Here is a 16,661-nt window from a genome sequence, read left to right as displayed (position 1 = left end):
ATGACCCGCGACAGGCTTCCCATCGACGACGCCATTCCGGCGCTTCTGACCGCGTTACGCAACACCGGCCGCGCCGTGCTGCAAGCGCCCCCCGGGGCGGGCAAGACCACCGTCGTGCCCTTGGAAATGCTGACCGCCCGCCTCACCCAAGGCCGCATCGTCATGCTGGAGCCTCGCCGCCTCGCCGCCCGGGCCGCCGCCGAGCGCATGGCGTCCACCTTGGGCGAAAAAACAGGCGAAACAGTGGGCTACCGTGTCCGCGGCGATGCCAAAGTCTCCGAGGCGACCCGGATCGAGGTCGTCACCGAAGGCATCCTCACCCGCCGCATCCAGTCCGACCCGGAACTCACCGGCATCGGCGCCGTGATCTTCGACGAGTTCCACGAACGCTCTCTCAACGCCGATCTCGGGCTTGCTCTCTGCCTCGAAGTGGCCGGTGCCCTGCGCGACGACCTGTTGCTCCTGGCCATGTCCGCCACACTCGACGCCACCCCGGTGGCCGAGCTGATGCAGGCCCCCATCGTCACCTCCGAAGGCCGCAGCTTCCCGGTCGAAACCCGCCACATCGACGCGCCCATACCTAAGAAAACAAGGTGGGACGCGGCCCTTTCCGACCTCGTTACCAAGGCCGTGTCCGAGACCACGGGCGGCGTCCTCGTCTTCCTCCCCGGCGAAGGCGAGATCCGTCGCACCGAGGCCCTGCTGAAGGACCGCCTGCCGCCCGACTGCCAAATCCGCCCGCTCTTCGGCGCGATGGACTTCGCCGCCCAGCGCGCCGCCATCGCCCCCGTGTCCGAAGGCCGAAAGGTGGTCCTTGCGACCTCCATCGCCGAAACCTCGCTGACCATCGAGGATATCCGCGTGGTGGTCGACGGCGGCAAGTCCCGCCGCGCCCGGTTCAACCCCGGCTCCGGCATGTCGCGGCTGGTGACCGAGCCCGTCACGCGCGCCGAGGCCACGCAACGCGCAGGCCGCGCGGGGCGCGTCGCGGAAGGCACCTGTTACCGCCTCTGGACCAAGGGAGAGGAAGGCGCCCTGCCCGCCTATCCCCCGGCCGAAATCGAGGCGACCGACCTGTCGGGCCTCGCCCTCGAACTGGCGCTCTGGGGCGCCACGCCCGAAGACCTGCCCTTCCTGACCCCGCCCAATCCCGGCAGCTATGCCGAGGCGCAGGCGCTCTTGCAGATGCTGGGTGCCCTCGATGCACAGGCCCGCATCACCGAGCATGGCAAGGCTTTGGCGAAGCTCCCCCTGCACCCGCGCCTCGCCCATATGCTGGGCACGGCCGGGCCCGACGCGGCCCTGCTCGCCGCCCTGCTGGCCGACCGCGACCCGCTGCCACGCGGCGCCCCGGTTGACCTCACCCTGCGCATGGCCACCCTGCGCGACCCCAAGGGCCGACACCCGCACCCTGCCAACCACGGCGCGGTGATGCGCATCCGTGCCGAAGCCAAGCGCCTGGCGGCACAGGCAAAATCGACGCGGGCCAACGGGATGTCCGACGCGGAATGCGCCGCGCTCGCCTACCCTGACCGCATCGGCCTGCGCCGCAAGGGGGACGCCCCTCGCTTCGTCCTTTCGGGCGGCAAGGGCGCGCTTTTGCCCGACGAAGACCCCCTCGCCGGTCAACGCCTGCTGGTCGCCACCGACCTTGACGGCAACCCGCGCGAGGCCCGCATCCGGCAGGCCGTCGCGCTTTCCGAGTCCGAGCTTCGCGCCCTCTTCGCCGATCAGATCGCCTGGCACGACGTCTGCCACTGGGACCGCCGCGACCGCCGCGTCGTCACCCGCAGACAGGAACGTTTCGGCGCGCTGGTTCTGGACGACCGCATGTGGAAGGACGCCCCTGACGACGCCATCGCCCGTGCCATGCTCGACGGCATCCGCGACCTCGGCCTGAACTGGTCCGACCCCGCCCGCCGCTTCGCCGCCCGCGTTGCCCTGCTGCGCGAGGCAGGCGAGGACCTGCCCGACATGTCAGACGCCGCCCTCCTCGAAGACCTCGAAACCTGGCTCCTGCCTTACATCACCGGCCTCAAGACCGCCGCCGACTGGAAGCGCTTCGACATGCTGGACGCCCTGCGCGCGCGGCTGACCTATGACCAGATGCAGCGCGTTGACGCCGCCGCCCCGGCGCATTTCACCACGCCCCTCGGTCGCCGCATCCCCATCGATTATTCCGGCGACCATCCCGAAATTTCCCTGCGCCTGCAGGAAATGTTCGGCCAGACCACCCACCCCACCGTGGGCCGCACGCCGCTGCGCGTCACCCTTCTGTCGCCCGCAGGCCGCCCGGTGCAAACCACGCTCGACATTCCCGGCTTCTGGGACAGTTCGTATGCGGACGTCCGCAAGGACATGCGCGGGCAGTATCCCAAGCACCCCTGGCCCGAAAACCCGCGCGAGGCCGACCCGACCCTGCGCGCCAAACGCCGCCAGGGCTGAGCCTCTTTCTTTTGCAACAGCCAAAAGTTGATTCCTGCGGCAAAAAACGTATATACTTAAAAGAAAACAAATATATTGAGAGCAGCGGCATGACGACAGCGATGAAAAAAGCCTGGACGGAACTTTTCCAACCCATTCTGCGACGCCCGCCGGAATTGCAGGTGGCCGCTCTATGTTACCGCAACAGTAAAAAGCACGGCACGCAGGTTCTTTTGATCACCAGCCGCGGCACGGGCCGCTGGATTGTCCCAAAGGGCTGGCCGATGGAAGGCAAGAAAGCCGCCGAGGCCGCGCTGCAGGAAGCCTGGGAAGAGGCCGGTGTCAGCAAGGGCGCCAAGATCGAAGGGCATGTCGGCAGTTTCGGCTACGACAAGCAACTCGACGGCGGCTATGAAGCCCCGGTCGAGGTCGAGGTTTTCAAGGTCCACGTCGACCAGCTCGCCGATATCTACCCAGAACATGACGAACGCAAGCGTCGCTGGGTCAGCCCCGCCGATGCGGCTGAAATGGTACAGGAACCGGGTCTGAAGTCCATTCTGCTGGAAATGTAACGGTTTTATGACATCGCGGCATTGAACCGCCGCGCCAGAACGGCTAGCGCTCTGCCCCGAACCGGACCGGGAGGGACCGTTGGCCGATAACCCGCAGAACAACCAGTGGAAGACGCTCGACAAGGATCTCGGGCGGATCTCCCAGATCGAATACGCGACGGCCTATGTCTCGCGGCCGCTGGTTTCGCTTGGCATCGCACTGGCCTTCATGGTCATCGCCGGTCTCGGTGCGGCCCTTTTCTTTGGTGCCTTCCCCAACAACATGGTGGTGATCGCCGCGGCGACATTTGGCGCCTACATGGCGCTCAACATCGGCGCCAACGACGTGGCCAACAACATGGGCCCCGCCGTGGGGGCCAACGCCCTCACCATGGGCGGCGCGATCGTCATCGCGGCGATCTGCGAAAGCGCGGGCGCGCTTCTGGCGGGGGGCGACGTGGTCTCGACCATCTCCAAGGGCATCATCGACCCCGAGGGGATGCAGACTGCACAGACCTTCATCTGGGCAATGATGGCCGCCCTCATCTCTGCCGCGCTCTGGGTCAACCTCGCCACCAAGGTCGGCGCCCCTGTGTCGACCACGCACTCCGTCGTGGGCGGGGTCATGGGCGCCGGCATCGCCGCCGCGGGCCTTGCCACGGTGAACTGGCCGACCATGGGCGCCATCGCCGCCAGCTGGGTGATCTCGCCCGTGCTGGGCGGGGTCATCGCCGCCGGCTTCCTGGCCCTGATCAAGACCCGGATTGTCTATCGCGAAGACAAGATCGCCGCCGCCCGCCGCTGGGTGCCGATCCTTGTGGGGCTCATGGCCGGCACATTCGCCACCTACCTTGCCATGAAGGGCCTCAAACGCATCGTCAAGATCGACATCGGCACCGCCCTTCTGATCGGCGCGGCGACCGGGGCAGCGATCTACGCCCTGACCATCCCCCTGATCCGGCGCCAGTCCGAGGGAATGGAAAACCGCCGCCGCTCGCTCAAGGCGCTCTTCGGCCTGCCGCTCATCATCTCGGCGGCGCTCCTGTCCTTCGCTCACGGCGCGAATGACGTCGCCAACGCCGTGGGCCCCCTCGCGGCCATCGTCTACGCCTCCGAGGCCGGCGGCTTTGCCGGCGAGGTGGCGATCCCGCTCTGGGTCATGATCATCGGCGCCTTCGGCATTTCTTTCGGCCTGTTCCTCTTTGGCCCCAAGCTCATCCGCATGGTCGGCAGCCAGATCACCAAGCTCGATCCGATGCGCGCCTATTGCGTCGCCCTGTCGGCGGCCATCACCGTCATCGTCGCCAGCTGGCTGGGCCTGCCGGTCAGCTCTACGCATATCGCGGTGGGCGGCGTCTTCGGCGTCGGCTTCTTCCGCGAATGGTACATGGAACGCCGCCTTCAGAAAGGGCTGACAACCGGCGGCACGGGCAAGCGCCTCGCCCCCGAGGAACGCCGCCGCCGCAAGCTGGTGCGCCGCAGCCATTTCATGACCATCGTCGCCGCCTGGATCATCACGGTCCCCGCCGCCGCAGTAATGTCCGCGGTCATCTTCTTCGTGCTCAACAGCCTGACAGGCTGACCCTCAGGCGCGCCGGTCTTTCAGGGCGCCTCGACCGTGCCGTCGCTCGAGACGCGTGCCCTTCGGGCATAAGGATCAATCCCACCACGGCCCGTGAAACTTGCCGTCCTGTCCCAGCCGCGCGAAGCCGTGATAGCCGAAGAAATCCCGTTGCGCCTGGATGATGTTGGCGGTGCCATAGCCCTGACGCATACTGTCGTACCATTGCAGCGCCGCCGACAGCGCCGGGATCGCGTGGCCATGCGCCACAGCCTCCGCAACGACCTTGCGCAGCGCCGGCACGGTCCGTTTCAGGATCTCCGCGAAACGCGGCGACAGGAACAACTGCCCGTGCGGCAGATCCTCGCGAAACGCCTCCGAGATATCATCCAGCAGAACAGATCTGATTATGCAGCCCGCCCGCCAGACCTCGGCGATCCGGGCGCAATCGAGCGCCCACTCATACTCCTGCGATGCCGCCTCCAGCACGCGAAACCCCTGCGCATAGCACAGAACCCGCGCCGCCATGAACGCCTCTGCCAGGATGTCCTCGTCGAGGGACAGCAGACCGCGCTCGCCGCCCAGCAATTCCTGCGCCTTGATGCGCGTGTCCTTCTCCGACGACCAAGCGCGCGCGCCCACCGCTGCCTCGATCATGGTCGCGGCCTGGCCCATGCGAACGGCCTCCACCACGGTCCAGCGCCCCGTACCCTTTTGTCCCGCGGCATCCTTGATGACATCCACCACCGGATGCCCCGTCGCCGGATCGGTATAGGCCAACAGTTCGCCGGTGATCTCCACGAGGTAGGATTTCAGCGCGCCGTCGTTCCAACTGGAAAACAGCGCCCCGATCTGCGCCGGCGACCAGACACAGCCGTAATGCAACAGGCCATAGATCTCGGCGATCACCTGCATGTCGGCATATTCGATGCCGTTATGCACGGTCTTGACGAAATGCCCCGCCCCGTCCGGGCCAAAGTGATCGACGCACGGGTCATCTTCATACCGCGCCGCGATTGCCCGCAACACGTCGCGCAACTGATCCCAGCTGTGGTCGCTGCCACCCACCATCATCGACGGCCCGTGCCGCGCGCCGTGCTCGCCGCCCGACACCCCCATGCCGACGAAATGCAGACCTTTCTCCGCCAGCGCCTTCGCGCGTCGCCGCGTGTCGTGGAAATCGGCATTGCCGCCGTCGATGATCGTGTCGCCCTCCTCCAGCAATGGGGCCACCTCCTCGATCATCGCATCCATGGGCTTGCCGGACGGGATCATGAACAGCATCACCCGCGGCGTCTTCAGCCCGGCCACGAAATCGCGCAAGTTTTCATGCGGATGCAACCGCGCGGCCAGCGGCCCGGCCTCATCGACAAAATCGCTGATCCAGTCGGCTTCGCGGTTGGTCACCGCCACCTCGAAGCCCTTCTCGGCCATGTTCAGCGCCAGGGCGCTGCCCATTGTCCCCAGCCCGTAAACGCCGATCTGTGCGAAACCGCCTGCCATGTCCGCTCCTATGCTTCACGGCCAGCGTAGACCGCCCCGCACCGGATGCCAAGGAACCCGACCATGCGGTCCGGGGAGGTTCCCACGGCGCGCCCTTTTTCTTGGCAGAAATACTCTCGCCGAAGGCAGCCCCGCCTTTCGCAAGGCCGCCTGACCGTGCCCTGACGCGTCACGCCCGCCAGACGCCCCCCGAGGCTTTGCCCGCAAGGGCAACGACGAGACAAACCTGCGCGCGTGAAACGCGCTCCTTCGCACCGGCGTCAGACGCCCAGACACCAGCGCATGATCGCTTTCTGCGCGTGCAGGCGGTTCTCGGCCTCGTCGAACACGACCGAATGCGGCCCGTCCATCACCGGGCTCGTCACCTCTTCCTCGCGATGCGCGGGCAGGCAATGCATGAAAAGCGCGTCGTCCTTGGCGTGCTTCATCAACTCCGCGTTCACCTGGTAGGGGCGCAGCATGTTGTGGCGGCGTTCCTTGCTCGACTGGCTGTCGTGCATGCTGACCCAGGTATCGGTCACCACCAGGTCCGCGCCCTCCACGGCCTTGGCCGCGTCGCGCTCGATGGTGATCGTGCTGCCCGCCTTGCGCGCCAGCCCGACGAATTCCTCCTCCGGGTCCAGCTGCGCCGGCCCGGTGAATGTCATGTCGAACCCGAACTGTCCCGCCGCATGCAGGAAGGATGAACACACGTTGTTGCCATCTCCGGCCCAGACCACCTTCTTACCCTTGATCGGTCCGCGATGTTCCTCGTAGGTCATCACGTCCGCCATGATCTGGCAGGGATGCGTGCGGTCGGTCAGCCCGTTGATCACCGGCACGTCGGCATATTCGGCCATCTCCTGCAGCACGCTTTCGTCGAAGGTCCGGATCATGATCAGGTCCACGTAACGGCTCATCACACGCGCGGTGTCGGCGATGGTCTCGCCATGGCCCAGCTGCATGTCCGCGCCCGACAGCACCATCGTCTCGCCGCCCATCTGGCGCACGCCCACGTCGAAACTGGTGCGCGTCCGCGTCGACGGCTTCTCGAAGATCAGCGCCACCATCCGGCCCGCCAGCGGCTGCTCGTCATCGGCCGCGCCGCGCGGACGGCCCTCGCGCGCGGTCTTCATGTGCCGCGCTCCGTCGATGATCCCGCGCAACTCGCCCGCGTCGGTGGTGTGAATATCCAGGAAATGCCGCATCGGTCCGCTCCTCATGCCTCGGCCAGGGCCGTCTTCACCGCGGTCGCGGCCTTGTCCAGCCGCGCCACCGCCTCGCCGATCTCGTCGTCCGAGATGATCAGCGGCGGCAACAGGCGCACCACGTTCTCCGCCGCCGGCACCACCGCGACCTCGGCATCATAGCCCGCGGCCACCACGTCGGTATTGGTCACCACACATTCCAGCCCCAGCATCAGGCCCGATCCGCGCACGCCCTTGAACACCTCCGGATGCGCCGCGACCAAGCCTTCCAGCTTCTGCCGGAACAGGCCCGACTTGCGGTTCACCTCGGCCAGGAATTCGGGATCGGCGATGATGTCCATGACCGCGCAGCCAACGGCACAGCCCAACGGGTTGCCGCCATAGGTCGAGCCATGCGTGCCCGCCGTCATCCCGCTGGCCGCATCCTCGGTGGCCAGCACCGCGCCCAACGGAAAGCCCCCGCCGATGCCCTTGGCAACCATCATGATATCCGGGGTGGCCCCGGACCATTCATGCGCGAACAGCTTGCCGGTCCGGCCCATCCCGCACTGTACCTCGTCGAATATCAGCAGGATGCCCGTCTCGTCGCACAGATCGCGCAGCCCTTTCAGGCACTGATCGGGCACCGGCTTGATCCCGCCCTCGCCCAGCACGGGCTCCAGCAGGATCGCAGCCGTGTTGTCGTCGATGGCGGCGTGCAACGCGTCGTGATCGCCGAACGGCACATGCTTGAATCCCGGCAAGAGCGGCCCGAACCCCTTGGTCATCTTCTCCGACCCGGCAGCGGCAATCCCCGCGCTGGACCGGCCGTGGAACGCGCCCTCGAAGCCAATGATGTCGGTCCGCTCCGGCTGGCCTTTGTCATGGAAATACTTGCGGCACATCTTCACCGCCAGTTCGCAGGCCTCGGTGCCCGAATTGCAGAAGAAGGCCGTGTCGGCAAAGGTCTCGGCCACCAACTTGTCGGCCAACTCCTGCTGCTTGGGTATCTGGTAGAGGTTCGAGGTGTGCCACAGCGCCCCCGCCTGCTCGGTCAACGCCGCCACCAGCGCCGGGTGCGCATGGCCCAGCGCGTTCACCGCGATGCCCGCGCCAAGGTCCAGAAAACGTCGACCATCCGCCTCGATCAACCAGGCGCCCTCGCCTTTGACAAAGCTGAGCGGTGCACGATTATACGTCGGCAGAACGGAGGGGATCATCTGTGGTATCCTCAAGTATGGAAGCCCTTTGAGTGCCGTATGGCAGGGCGTTCGTCAATGGTGGAAAGGGTTTGGTGCGCTCCGGCACCGGATGGATCGAACAGGCGAGCGGGACGTCAGGCGCAGGTGCGGCGGCGTCGGCTCCGAATATTTGTGCGGCGTTCGATCATGCGCGCTGACATAGCCGGTTCCGCGCCCCGCGCAAAGTGTTTTCTGCGCGCTCCGATATGGCGCTTGAGTTTCTCCCGCCCGCCTGCCACTGGACAGGCGATGACACCGCCCGTCCAGAACCCCGGCGCCGCCGCGCTCCTGACCCTTGCCGCCGCAGCCTTCATCGCGGGATGCACGCTCCTGGCCAAGGCGCTCGGCACCGACGCGCTCGGCCCCGCGCTGCATCCGCTGCAGATCAGCCAGGGCCGGTTCCTCTTCGCGCTCATCGCCTTCTCGACCTTCGCCGCCGCCACGCGGTTCCCCATCGTGCGCCCGGCCCTGCACCTCCACCTTCTGCGCTCGGGCCTCGGCTGGGGCGGCGTCACCCTGATGTTCGCTGCCGCCGCCTTCATTCCGCTGTCCGACGCCACCGCGATCAGCTTCCTGAACCCGGTCTTCGGCATGATGCTGGCCATTCCCATCCTTGGTGAGAAAGTCGGCCCCGTCCGCTGGACCGCCGCCGCCATCGCCCTTTGCGGCGCGCTGATCCTGACCCGCCCCGGCGGCGGCACGATCGAGCCCGGCGCGCTACTTGCCCTCGCCGCCGCTGCCTGCCTCGGGGCCGAACTTATCGCGATCAAGTTTCTCTCTGGCCGCGAACGCCCGCTTCAGATTCTACTGATCAACAACGGCTTCGGCTGTCTCATCGCCAGTGCGGCGGCGTTCTTCGTCTGGGCCGCACCCACCCCGGCGCAATGGGCCGCCCTCGCCGGGATCGGCCTGCTGATGGCCACCGCACAAACCTGCTTCGTCAACGCGCTGGCCCGCGCCGATGCCAGCTTCGTCGCCCCCTTCTTCTATGCGACGCTTGTCTTCGCCGCGCTCTACGATGCCGCCGTGTTCTCTGTCCTGCCCGATGCGATATCTGTCCTCGGCGCGTTGACCATCCTCTCCGGCGCGGCCCTTCTGGCGTGGCGCGAGGCGCGGCTCAAATCTCCCACCGTGCCGCCCGCGCGCCCGCTCTGACCCGGCTTGCCATCGTGGGCCAAATGCGTACCGTCCGCCCCGACGCTGAAAGGAATCTGCCCCATGGCCCATCGCCCCAACCGCCCGCTTTCGCCCGCCACCAAGCTCGCGCAGGCCCTGCGCTATCTCGACCCCGCCACCGGTGCCATCGTGCCGCAGATCCAGACCGCCGCCACCTACGCGAGGGATGACAACTACGAACTGCGCCAAAGCTACATGTACCGCCGCGACAGCAACGTGACGACCGAACAGGCCGAGGCGATCATCGCCGACCTCGAAGGCGCCGCCGAGAGCCTGCTCTTTTCGTCGGGCATGGGCGCGGCCACTGCGGTGATCGAACACCTGCCCGCGGACGCGCACGTGGTGGTGCCCGAGGTGATGTATCACGGTGTCCTCGCCCAGTTCAAAACCTACGAGGCCAAGAACCGCCTGCGGGTCAGCTACTATCCCGCCGGCGATCTCGACGCGATGAAGGCAGCAACGGTCAAAGGCGAGACCGCGCTGGTCTGGGTCGAGACCCCCAACAATCCCAACTGGGACACGACCGACATCGCCGCCGCCGCCGAGATCGCCCATGCCGCCGGGGCGAAACTGGTCACCGACTGCACCGGCACGCCGCCCTGCGCCACCCGCGCGCTGGAACTTGGCGCGGATATCTCCTTTCATTCCGCCACCAAGTACCTCAACGGCCATTCCGACGTGACCGCCGGCGTACTGTCTGTGCGCGAAACCGGGACCTACTGGGACGAGATCTTCCACGTCCGCATGATTCAAGGGACCGTCCTGCATTCCTTCGACGCCTTTCTGCTCATTCGCGGAATGCGCACGTTGATGCTGCGCTACGAACGCGCGACCGAGAACGCCCTGGCCGTGGCGCAACATTTCGAAGGCCATCCCGGCATCGACGCCGTGATGTATCCCGGCCTGCCCTCGCATCCCGACCACGAGATCGCCAAACGCCAGACCGGCGGCCTCTATGGCGGTATGCTCTCGATCCTCGTCAAGGGCACCGAGCAGACCGCCATCGACGTCAGCCGCTATTGCGAGGTCTTCTATCCCGCCACGTCGCTTGGCGGCGTCGAAAGCCTGATCGAACACCGCAAGACCGTCTCGGGCGAAGGCTTTCCCGTCCATCCCCGCCTTCTGCGCCTGTCGATCGGTATCGAGGACGCGGACGATCTCATCGCCGACCTCGAACAGGCGCTGGACCGCGCGGGGGCGGCGTCGTAACGTCACCCTTGATCGCCGCCCCCCTTCCTTGGCTAAATGCGGCGCGAGGGAAGAGGACATGCCGCTCAGCATCTTGCTACCGATGGTCGTGCTCGGCATCGCAGGGATTGCGGTGCTGCTGCACCTGCTCGGCCTCTCGAAACCCGCCACGTTCGATGACGGGTCCGCCGCCACCCGCGCCTGGCTCCGCGAATTCCCCGACGATACGCCCACGCGCGTGATCCTCAGCCACGACCGCCACGCCGCCCTCGTGGAAACGTCCCGCGGTCCCGGCGTGGTCTGGCCCATGGGCGCCGACACCACCGCGCGGTATCTCGACGGCGCGCGGATCACGCAGACCGACACAGGGCTGCGCATCGCCCTGCCCGATTACACCGCGCCGCGCATCACCCTGAAGCTCGACCCCGACGAGGCCCGCCTCTGGCCCGGCCTGATGGAGGCCTCCCGATGACGGATCAACTGACCTATCCCGACGTGGTGAACTTCGCCGTGCCGGTCTTCATCGCGCTCATCCTGATCGAACTCACCTGGATCGTTCTCAAGCGCCGCGGTGGCCGGTACGAGACCTACGACGCGCTGACATCGCTCGTGATGGGCGCCGGCAACGTGGCCTCCGGCATCCTGCTGGGCTTTGTCGCATACGGGTTCTTCATGGCGCTCTGGGCCATCACACCGCTCGACCTCGGCACGTCGGTCTGGGTGGTGATCCTCTGCTTCGTGCTGGACGACCTGCGCTACTACTGGGTGCACCGTTTCGGGCATCGCATCCGCTGGGTCTGGGCCAGCCACGTCAATCATCACTCCTCGCAGCACTACAACCTCACCACCGCCCTGCGCCAAACATGGACCGGCACCTTCACCTTCATGATGCTGGTCCGGGCGCCGCTGATCCTGCTGGGCTTTCACCCCGCGATGGTGCTGTTTTGCGGCGGTTTGAACCTGATCTACCAGTTCTGGATCCATACCGAGGCGATCACCCGACTGCCCCGCTGGTTCGAGGCGTTGATGAACACACCCTCGCACCACCGCGTCCACCACGGCCGCAATGCGCGCTATCTCGATGCCAACTATGCCGGTGTCTTCATCATCTGGGACAAGATGTTCGGCACCTTCGTCCCGGAACAGGACAGCGAAAAGGTCGATTACGGTCTCGTCCGCAACCTGGGCACCTTCAATCCCATCCGCGTGGCCTTCCACGAGTGGGTGGGTATCTTCCGCGACGTGATCCAGCCCGGACTCACCTGGCGCGATCGACTGAACTACTGCATCAAGCCCCCGGGATGGAGCCACGACGGCAGCCGCGATACCTCCGAGACGATCAAGCGCAAGCACCTTGCCAATCACCCCGAGGATGCGAACACGCCGGGCTTCGAGACCCTCGGCTAACGCGGGCGCGGGAATTTTCTTTCAAAGAAAATTGCCCGGAATTTTTTCAAAATTCCGCCCCCGCGCCAATGTGAGTTTCCTTCCACCCAGCCCCGCGCTACGCATGGTCCCATGCGTCTCTTCCTGCTCACCGCCCTGACGATGGTGGCCTTCGCCGCCAACTCCATCCTCAACCGGCTCGCCCTGGCGGGCGGGCATATCGACGCCGTTCCCTTCGGGGCGATCCGTCTCGTCGCGGGCGCAGCGATGCTGGCGGGGCTTTGCATCGTCCTGCGCGGCGGGCTCCGCCTTGGCGGTCCCGCGCGCGTATCTGGCGTCCTGTCGCTGCTGGTCTACATGTACGGCTTCTCATTGGCCTACACCGCGCTCGACGCGGGGCTTGGCGCGCTCATCCTCTTTGGCATGGTGCAGATCACCATGTTCGCCGCTGCCCTACTCACACGCGAGATCCTGCCCGCCCGCCGCTGGATCGGCGCGGGTCTGGCGCTCGCCGGCCTCGCATGGCTGATGTGGCCCGGGGCCGGCACGACCGTCAGCCCGTGGCATGGTGCGCTCATGGCGCTCGCAGGCATCGGTTGGGGCATTTATTCTCTGGCCGGCCGTAAATCCAAAGACGCGCTTCAAGCCACAGCCGCCAACTTCACCCTCGCCGCGCCCGTCGGCCTGCTGGCCTGGCTCGCCCTGCCCAGCCCTGCCGACGCAGCGCCACTCTCCGGCTACGGCATCTTTCTCGCCATCATCACCGGCGCAGTCACCTCGGGGCTGGGATATGCGCTCTGGTACACCGTCCTGCCCTCGCTTGCCGCTTCCGTGGCCGCCGTCGCGCAACTCACAGTGCCGATCATCGCGCTCCTGGGCGGCATCCTTCTGTTGAGCGAGTCCCTGACCGTGCAGATCGTGCTCTCCTCCGCCCTCGTTCTGGGCGGGGTTGCGCTTTCCATGCCGCGCCGCCGCAATTCCTGACGCAGGGGGCTGTATCTGCGAGGCCCGAAGGCTTATCTCCCTATCCATGAAATCCGCGCTGACCGCCCTTGCCCTTCTGCTCCCCGCTCCGGCTTTGGCCGATTGCGTGGTGCTGCTGCATGGCCTGGCGCGGACCGAAACCTCCTTCATCGTGATGGAGGAAGTGCTGAAAAACGAAGGTTACACCACCTTCCGCACCGATTATCCCTCGACCGAACTCGATATCGCCGAACTGGCCGAGGAAACCCTGCCCTACGCCGCCCGCGTCTGTGGTCAGGACAAGATCCATTTTGTCACCCATTCGATGGGCGGCATCCTTCTGCGCCATTGGCTGCGCTACAACCGCCCCGACGACATGGGCCGTGTCGTCATGCTTGGCCCACCCAACCACGGCTCGGAACTGGTGGACCAACTGGGCGGGCTGGAGCTTTTCGAGTGGATCAACGGGCCCGCCGGGATGCAGCTCGACACCGGCGAGGACGGATTTGCCAACAGCCTTCCGCCGATTGACTTCGAGCTTGGCGTCATCGCCGGCACGCGCTCGCTCAACCCCTATTATTCCACGCTGATCGAGGGCGCCGATGACGGCAAGGTCTCTGTCGAGTCCACCAAGGTCGACGGCATGGCCGACCATATCGAACTGCCCGTCAGCCACACCTTCATGATGAACAATCCTTACGTGATCGCGCAGGTTCTGTCCTTCCTGAGGACCGGCAAGTTCGACCACGACATGAACATCACAGACATGTTCATGGGCCTCACGGAATGAGCCTGTCGTTGCGCCTGACCGGGGCCGAGGTGCTGACGCCCTCGGACCTCGCAGACACGCCACTCTGCCTGTCGGACGGTGTGATCACTGATGAGACGCCAGCGCGCGAGATCGACCTTTCGGGTTATCTCATCCTGCCGGGCCTGGTCGATGCCCATGGCGATGCCTTCGAAAAACATCTCGCCCCGCGGCGCGGGGCCATGAAAGACCTCGACCAGGGCCTGATCGTGGCCGAGGCCGAGCTGGCCGCGAACGGCATCACCACCGCCACACTGGCACAGTTCTACAGCTGGGAAGGCGGGATGCGCGGGCCGGACTTCGCCCAGCGCGTGCTGGAAAGCCTCGACGATATACGCCCCCGCGTCGGCACCGACCTGCGCGTGCAGCTGCGCTTCGAGATCTCGATGCTGGACGACTACGCCACGATAGAGGATTGGATCACACGCTACGCAATCCCCTATCTGGTGTTCAACGACCACCTGCCGCATGACCTGCTGGCCAAGGGCAAGACACCCCCGGGCCACGTCGGCAAATCGCTCAGGATCGGCAAGAACCCCGACAAGCATCTCGAAGACATTCACGCGCTCCACGACGGCATGGCCGACGTTCCGTCCGCCCTCGACGCCCTCTGCGCCCGGCTGGCAGACCTGCCCGTGCGCCTTGGCAGCCACGACGACGCCACCACCGAACAACGCGCTGCATGGACCGCGCGCGGTGTGCATATTGCCGAATTTCCCGAAACCGCCGAGGCGGCGGAAGCCGCGCGCGACACCGGCGCACCGATCGTGCTGGGTGCCCCGAACGTGGTGCGCGGCGGCTCGCACAAGGGCAATGCCAGCGCGCTCGACCTGATCGCGATGGGGCTGTGCGATTCACTCGCCTCGGACTACCACTACCCGTCGATGCGCCGCGCCGCGTTCCTGCTGGCCGATGGCGGCCTGATGGACTTCGCTGCCGCCTGGGGGATGATCTCGTCGGGTCCGGCACAGCTTCTGGGTCTGTCCGACCGCGGCACGCTTACCCCCGGACAACGCGCGGACCTCGTCATCGTCGATGCCAGTACCCGCGATATCTGCGCCACGATCTCGGGCGGCCAGGTCACCTACTTGAAAGGCGACGTCGCGCACCGCTTTATCGCTTAGCCCGACCGCGTGACCCGGTTCACATGCCCCATCTTGCGCCCCGGCTTGGCCTCGGCCTTGCCGTAAAGATGCAGGCTCGCGCCCGCCTCCCCGGCAATCGCCGGCACGCGGTCCATGTCATCGCCAATGAGGTTTTCCATCACCACGTCGGCATAGCGCGACCCGTCGCCCAGCGGCCACCCGGCCACCGCCCGGATATGCTGCTCGAACTGGTCCACCGTGCAACCCTGCTGCGTCCAGTGGCCCGAGTTGTGCACCCTTGGCGCAATCTCGTTCACGATCAGGCCCTGCGCCGTCACGAACAGTTCCACGCCCATCACGCCGACATAGTCCAGCGCGTTCAATATCCGCCCGGCCAGCAGCACGGCATCCGTCCGCTGCGCCGTGCTCAGCGTCGCCGGAACCGTAGTCGTGTGCAAAATCCCGTCGCTGTGCACGTTCTCGCCCGGATCGAAACAAGCCACCTGCCCGTCCACGCCGCGCGCACCGATCACCGATACCTCGTGACTGAAAGCCACGAACCCTTCCAGGATCGCGGGTGCGCCGTTCATCTCGGCCAGCGCTGCTTCAGCTTCGGCGGCATCGTTGATCCGCACTTGGCCCTTGCCATCATAGCCAAACCGCCGTGTTTTCAGGATCGCGGGCGTGCCCATCTCCTCCAGCGCGGCCTCAAGGCTCGCAAGATCGGTGATGTCGGCGTAAGGCGCGGTGCTCAGTCCCAGCCTGGTCAGGAACGCCTTCTCGGTCAGCCGGTCCTGGCTCACCCGCAGCGCCTCGCGCCCCGGACGAATCGGGCGGGCCGCTTCCAGCACGTCCAGCGCCGAGGTCGGGATGTTCTCGAACTCGTAGGTCACCACGTCCACGGCATCCGCGAACTGCCGCAGCGCGTCTGCGTCTTCGTAAGACTTCTGCAAGTGAAAGTTCGAAACATGGCTGGCCGGGCAATCGCCCCCCGGCTCGAAAATGCAGGTCTTGAACCCCAGCCGGCTGGCCGCGACGGACAGCATCCGCCCAAGTTGCCCGCCACCCAGGATTCCGATCACCGCACCCTGCGGCAAAGGTTCAGTCATCCGATGGCTCCTCCGCGATCGATGCCGACAACGCATCACGCCACTTGTCCAGCCGCTCCGCCAACGCCGCATCGCCATTGGCAAGGATCGCCGCCGCCATCAGCCCGGCATTGGCCGCGCCCGCCGATCCGATCGCCATGGTCGCCACGGGAAACCCCTTTGGCATCTGCACGATGGAATAAAGGCTGTCCACACCGCTCAGCGCCTTGGTCTGCACCGGCACGCCGATCACGGGCACGCGCGTCTTGCTGGCCATCATGCCCGGCAGATGCGCGGCACCGCCCGCACCCGCGATGATCGCCTTCAGGCCGCGGTCCACGGCGCTTTTGCCATAGTCCCACAGCCGGTCCGGCGTGCGATGCGCCGAGACGATCTTCGTCTCGTACGACACGCCCAGCTCGTCCAGGATCAAGGCGGCCTCCTTCATGGTGGCCCAGTCCGACTGGCTGCCCATGATGATGCCGATCTGCGGATTGCCCATGTCTCGCTCCCCTTTGCGG

Annotated in this window: 15 protein-coding genes; 10 read left to right on the top strand and 5 right to left on the bottom strand. The window is 66.2% G+C overall.

Annotated elements, in window-relative coordinates; translation table 11 throughout:
- The 3 genes from hrpB (at position 1) to C2I35_RS12090 (ending at position 4,557) form a co-directional block, all read left to right on the top strand.
- Complete coding sequence (hrpB, locus tag C2I35_RS12100) at positions 1 to 2,445, top strand: ATP-dependent helicase HrpB (RefSeq protein WP_103763297.1); 2,445 nt, start codon at positions 1 to 3, stop codon at positions 2,443 to 2,445.
- An 11-nt stretch (positions 2,446 to 2,456) separates the two neighbouring features.
- Positions 2,457 to 2,996 (top strand): NUDIX hydrolase, encoded by a 540-nt coding sequence (locus C2I35_RS12095; protein WP_342749719.1) that lies wholly within the window; start codon positions 2,457 to 2,459, stop codon positions 2,994 to 2,996.
- A gap of 79 nt (positions 2,997 to 3,075) precedes the next feature.
- On the top strand, positions 3,076 to 4,557 hold the full coding sequence (locus C2I35_RS12090) for an inorganic phosphate transporter (protein ID WP_103763295.1): 1,482 nt from the start codon (positions 3,076 to 3,078) through the stop codon (positions 4,555 to 4,557).
- Positions 4,558 to 4,632: 75 nt separating this feature from the next.
- Here the strand turns inward: C2I35_RS12090 and gndA are convergent, their stop codons facing one another.
- The 3 genes from gndA to C2I35_RS12075 all read right to left on the bottom strand — a co-directional run bounded on the left by gndA (position 4,633) and on the right by C2I35_RS12075 (position 8,425).
- Entirely contained in the window at positions 4,633 to 6,039 is a 1,407-nt protein-coding gene (gene gndA / locus C2I35_RS12085; protein WP_103763294.1) for an NADP-dependent phosphogluconate dehydrogenase, read from the bottom strand.
- A gap of 260 nt (positions 6,040 to 6,299) precedes the next feature.
- Positions 6,300 to 7,226, bottom strand: a complete 927-nt coding sequence (argF, locus tag C2I35_RS12080; protein WP_103763293.1) for an ornithine carbamoyltransferase — start codon at positions 7,224 to 7,226, stop codon at positions 6,300 to 6,302.
- A gap of 11 nt (positions 7,227 to 7,237) precedes the next feature.
- Positions 7,238 to 8,425, bottom strand: coding sequence for an aspartate aminotransferase family protein (locus tag C2I35_RS12075; RefSeq protein WP_103763292.1), 1,188 nt, complete (start codon positions 8,423 to 8,425; stop codon positions 7,238 to 7,240).
- A 270-nt stretch (positions 8,426 to 8,695) separates the two neighbouring features.
- Here C2I35_RS12075 and C2I35_RS12070 point away from each other — a divergent pair, with 270 nt between their 5' ends.
- The 7 genes from C2I35_RS12070 (at position 8,696) to C2I35_RS12040 (ending at position 15,091) form a co-directional block, all read left to right on the top strand.
- Positions 8,696 to 9,601: a DMT family transporter gene (locus C2I35_RS12070; protein ID WP_103763291.1), complete on the top strand. Its 906-nt coding sequence runs from the start codon at positions 8,696 to 8,698 to the stop codon at positions 9,599 to 9,601.
- 63 nt (positions 9,602 to 9,664) lie between these two features.
- Positions 9,665 to 10,831 (top strand): trans-sulfuration enzyme family protein, encoded by a 1,167-nt coding sequence (locus tag C2I35_RS12065; RefSeq protein WP_103763290.1) that lies wholly within the window; start codon positions 9,665 to 9,667, stop codon positions 10,829 to 10,831.
- A 58-nt stretch (positions 10,832 to 10,889) separates the two neighbouring features.
- Positions 10,890 to 11,282 carry a hypothetical protein gene (locus C2I35_RS12060; RefSeq protein WP_103763289.1) on the top strand — a complete coding sequence of 131 codons (393 nt, stop codon included), beginning with the start codon at positions 10,890 to 10,892 and terminating at the stop codon, positions 11,280 to 11,282.
- A complete protein-coding gene (locus tag C2I35_RS12055; RefSeq protein ID WP_103763288.1) occupies positions 11,279 to 12,217 on the top strand; it encodes a sterol desaturase family protein in 939 nt (312 codons plus the stop codon). Before C2I35_RS12060 ends, C2I35_RS12055 begins: the two co-directional genes overlap by 4 nt.
- A gap of 111 nt (positions 12,218 to 12,328) precedes the next feature.
- The gene (locus tag C2I35_RS12050; protein ID WP_103763287.1) at positions 12,329 to 13,180 is read left to right on the top strand and encodes a DMT family transporter; all 852 of its coding nucleotides are present in this window, start codon (positions 12,329 to 12,331) and stop codon (positions 13,178 to 13,180) included.
- 46 nt (positions 13,181 to 13,226) lie between these two features.
- Positions 13,227 to 13,949: a lipase family protein gene (locus tag C2I35_RS12045; protein ID WP_103763286.1), complete on the top strand. Its 723-nt coding sequence runs from the start codon at positions 13,227 to 13,229 to the stop codon at positions 13,947 to 13,949.
- Complete coding sequence (locus C2I35_RS12040; protein WP_103763285.1) at positions 13,946 to 15,091, top strand: alpha-D-ribose 1-methylphosphonate 5-triphosphate diphosphatase; 1,146 nt, start codon at positions 13,946 to 13,948, stop codon at positions 15,089 to 15,091. The genes C2I35_RS12045 and C2I35_RS12040 overlap by 4 nt, the downstream gene beginning before the upstream one ends.
- Here C2I35_RS12040 and C2I35_RS12035 read toward each other — a convergent pair.
- Entirely contained in the window at positions 15,088 to 16,161 is a 1,074-nt protein-coding gene (locus C2I35_RS12035) for a 5-(carboxyamino)imidazole ribonucleotide synthase (RefSeq protein ID WP_103763284.1), read from the bottom strand. The two genes, C2I35_RS12040 and C2I35_RS12035, sit on opposite strands and share 4 nt — an antisense overlap.
- On the bottom strand, positions 16,154 to 16,642 hold the full coding sequence (gene purE / locus C2I35_RS12030) for a 5-(carboxyamino)imidazole ribonucleotide mutase (RefSeq protein WP_103763283.1): 489 nt from the start codon (positions 16,640 to 16,642) through the stop codon (positions 16,154 to 16,156). Before purE ends, C2I35_RS12035 begins: the two co-directional genes overlap by 8 nt.
- Between the last annotated feature and the right edge of the window lie 19 nt (positions 16,643 to 16,661).

The organism is Roseovarius confluentis (assembly GCF_002917925.1).
GTDB classification, from domain to species: domain Bacteria; phylum Pseudomonadota; class Alphaproteobacteria; order Rhodobacterales; family Rhodobacteraceae; genus Roseovarius; species Roseovarius confluentis.
The sequence above is the reverse complement of the archived record's forward strand: the minus strand, read 5'-3'. Positions and strand labels throughout refer to the sequence as shown.

Bases quoted from the DNA above. Each gene is read 5' to 3' on its own strand.
- hrpB (WP_103763297.1), top strand. From the start codon at position 1: ATGACCCGCGACAGGCTTCCCATCGACGACGCCATTCCGGCGCTTCTG.
- gndA (WP_103763294.1), bottom strand. From the start codon at position 6,039: ATGGCAGGCGGTTTCGCACAGATCGGCGTTTACGGGCTGGGGACAATG.
- C2I35_RS12045 (WP_103763286.1), top strand. From the start codon at position 13,227: ATGAAATCCGCGCTGACCGCCCTTGCCCTTCTGCTCCCCGCTCCGGCT.
- C2I35_RS12040 (WP_103763285.1), top strand. From the start codon at position 13,946: ATGAGCCTGTCGTTGCGCCTGACCGGGGCCGAGGTGCTGACGCCCTCG.
- C2I35_RS12070 (WP_103763291.1), top strand. From the start codon at position 8,696: ATGACACCGCCCGTCCAGAACCCCGGCGCCGCCGCGCTCCTGACCCTT.
- purE (WP_103763283.1), bottom strand. From the start codon at position 16,642: ATGGGCAATCCGCAGATCGGCATCATCATGGGCAGCCAGTCGGACTGG.
- C2I35_RS12035 (WP_103763284.1), bottom strand. From the start codon at position 16,161: ATGACTGAACCTTTGCCGCAGGGTGCGGTGATCGGAATCCTGGGTGGC.
- C2I35_RS12055 (WP_103763288.1), top strand. From the start codon at position 11,279: ATGACGGATCAACTGACCTATCCCGACGTGGTGAACTTCGCCGTGCCG.
- C2I35_RS12075 (WP_103763292.1), bottom strand. From the start codon at position 8,425: ATGATCCCCTCCGTTCTGCCGACGTATAATCGTGCACCGCTCAGCTTT.
- C2I35_RS12065 (WP_103763290.1), top strand. From the start codon at position 9,665: ATGGCCCATCGCCCCAACCGCCCGCTTTCGCCCGCCACCAAGCTCGCG.
- C2I35_RS12050 (WP_103763287.1), top strand. From the start codon at position 12,329: ATGCGTCTCTTCCTGCTCACCGCCCTGACGATGGTGGCCTTCGCCGCC.
- C2I35_RS12060 (WP_103763289.1), top strand. From the start codon at position 10,890: ATGCCGCTCAGCATCTTGCTACCGATGGTCGTGCTCGGCATCGCAGGG.
- argF (WP_103763293.1), bottom strand. From the start codon at position 7,226: ATGCGGCATTTCCTGGATATTCACACCACCGACGCGGGCGAGTTGCGC.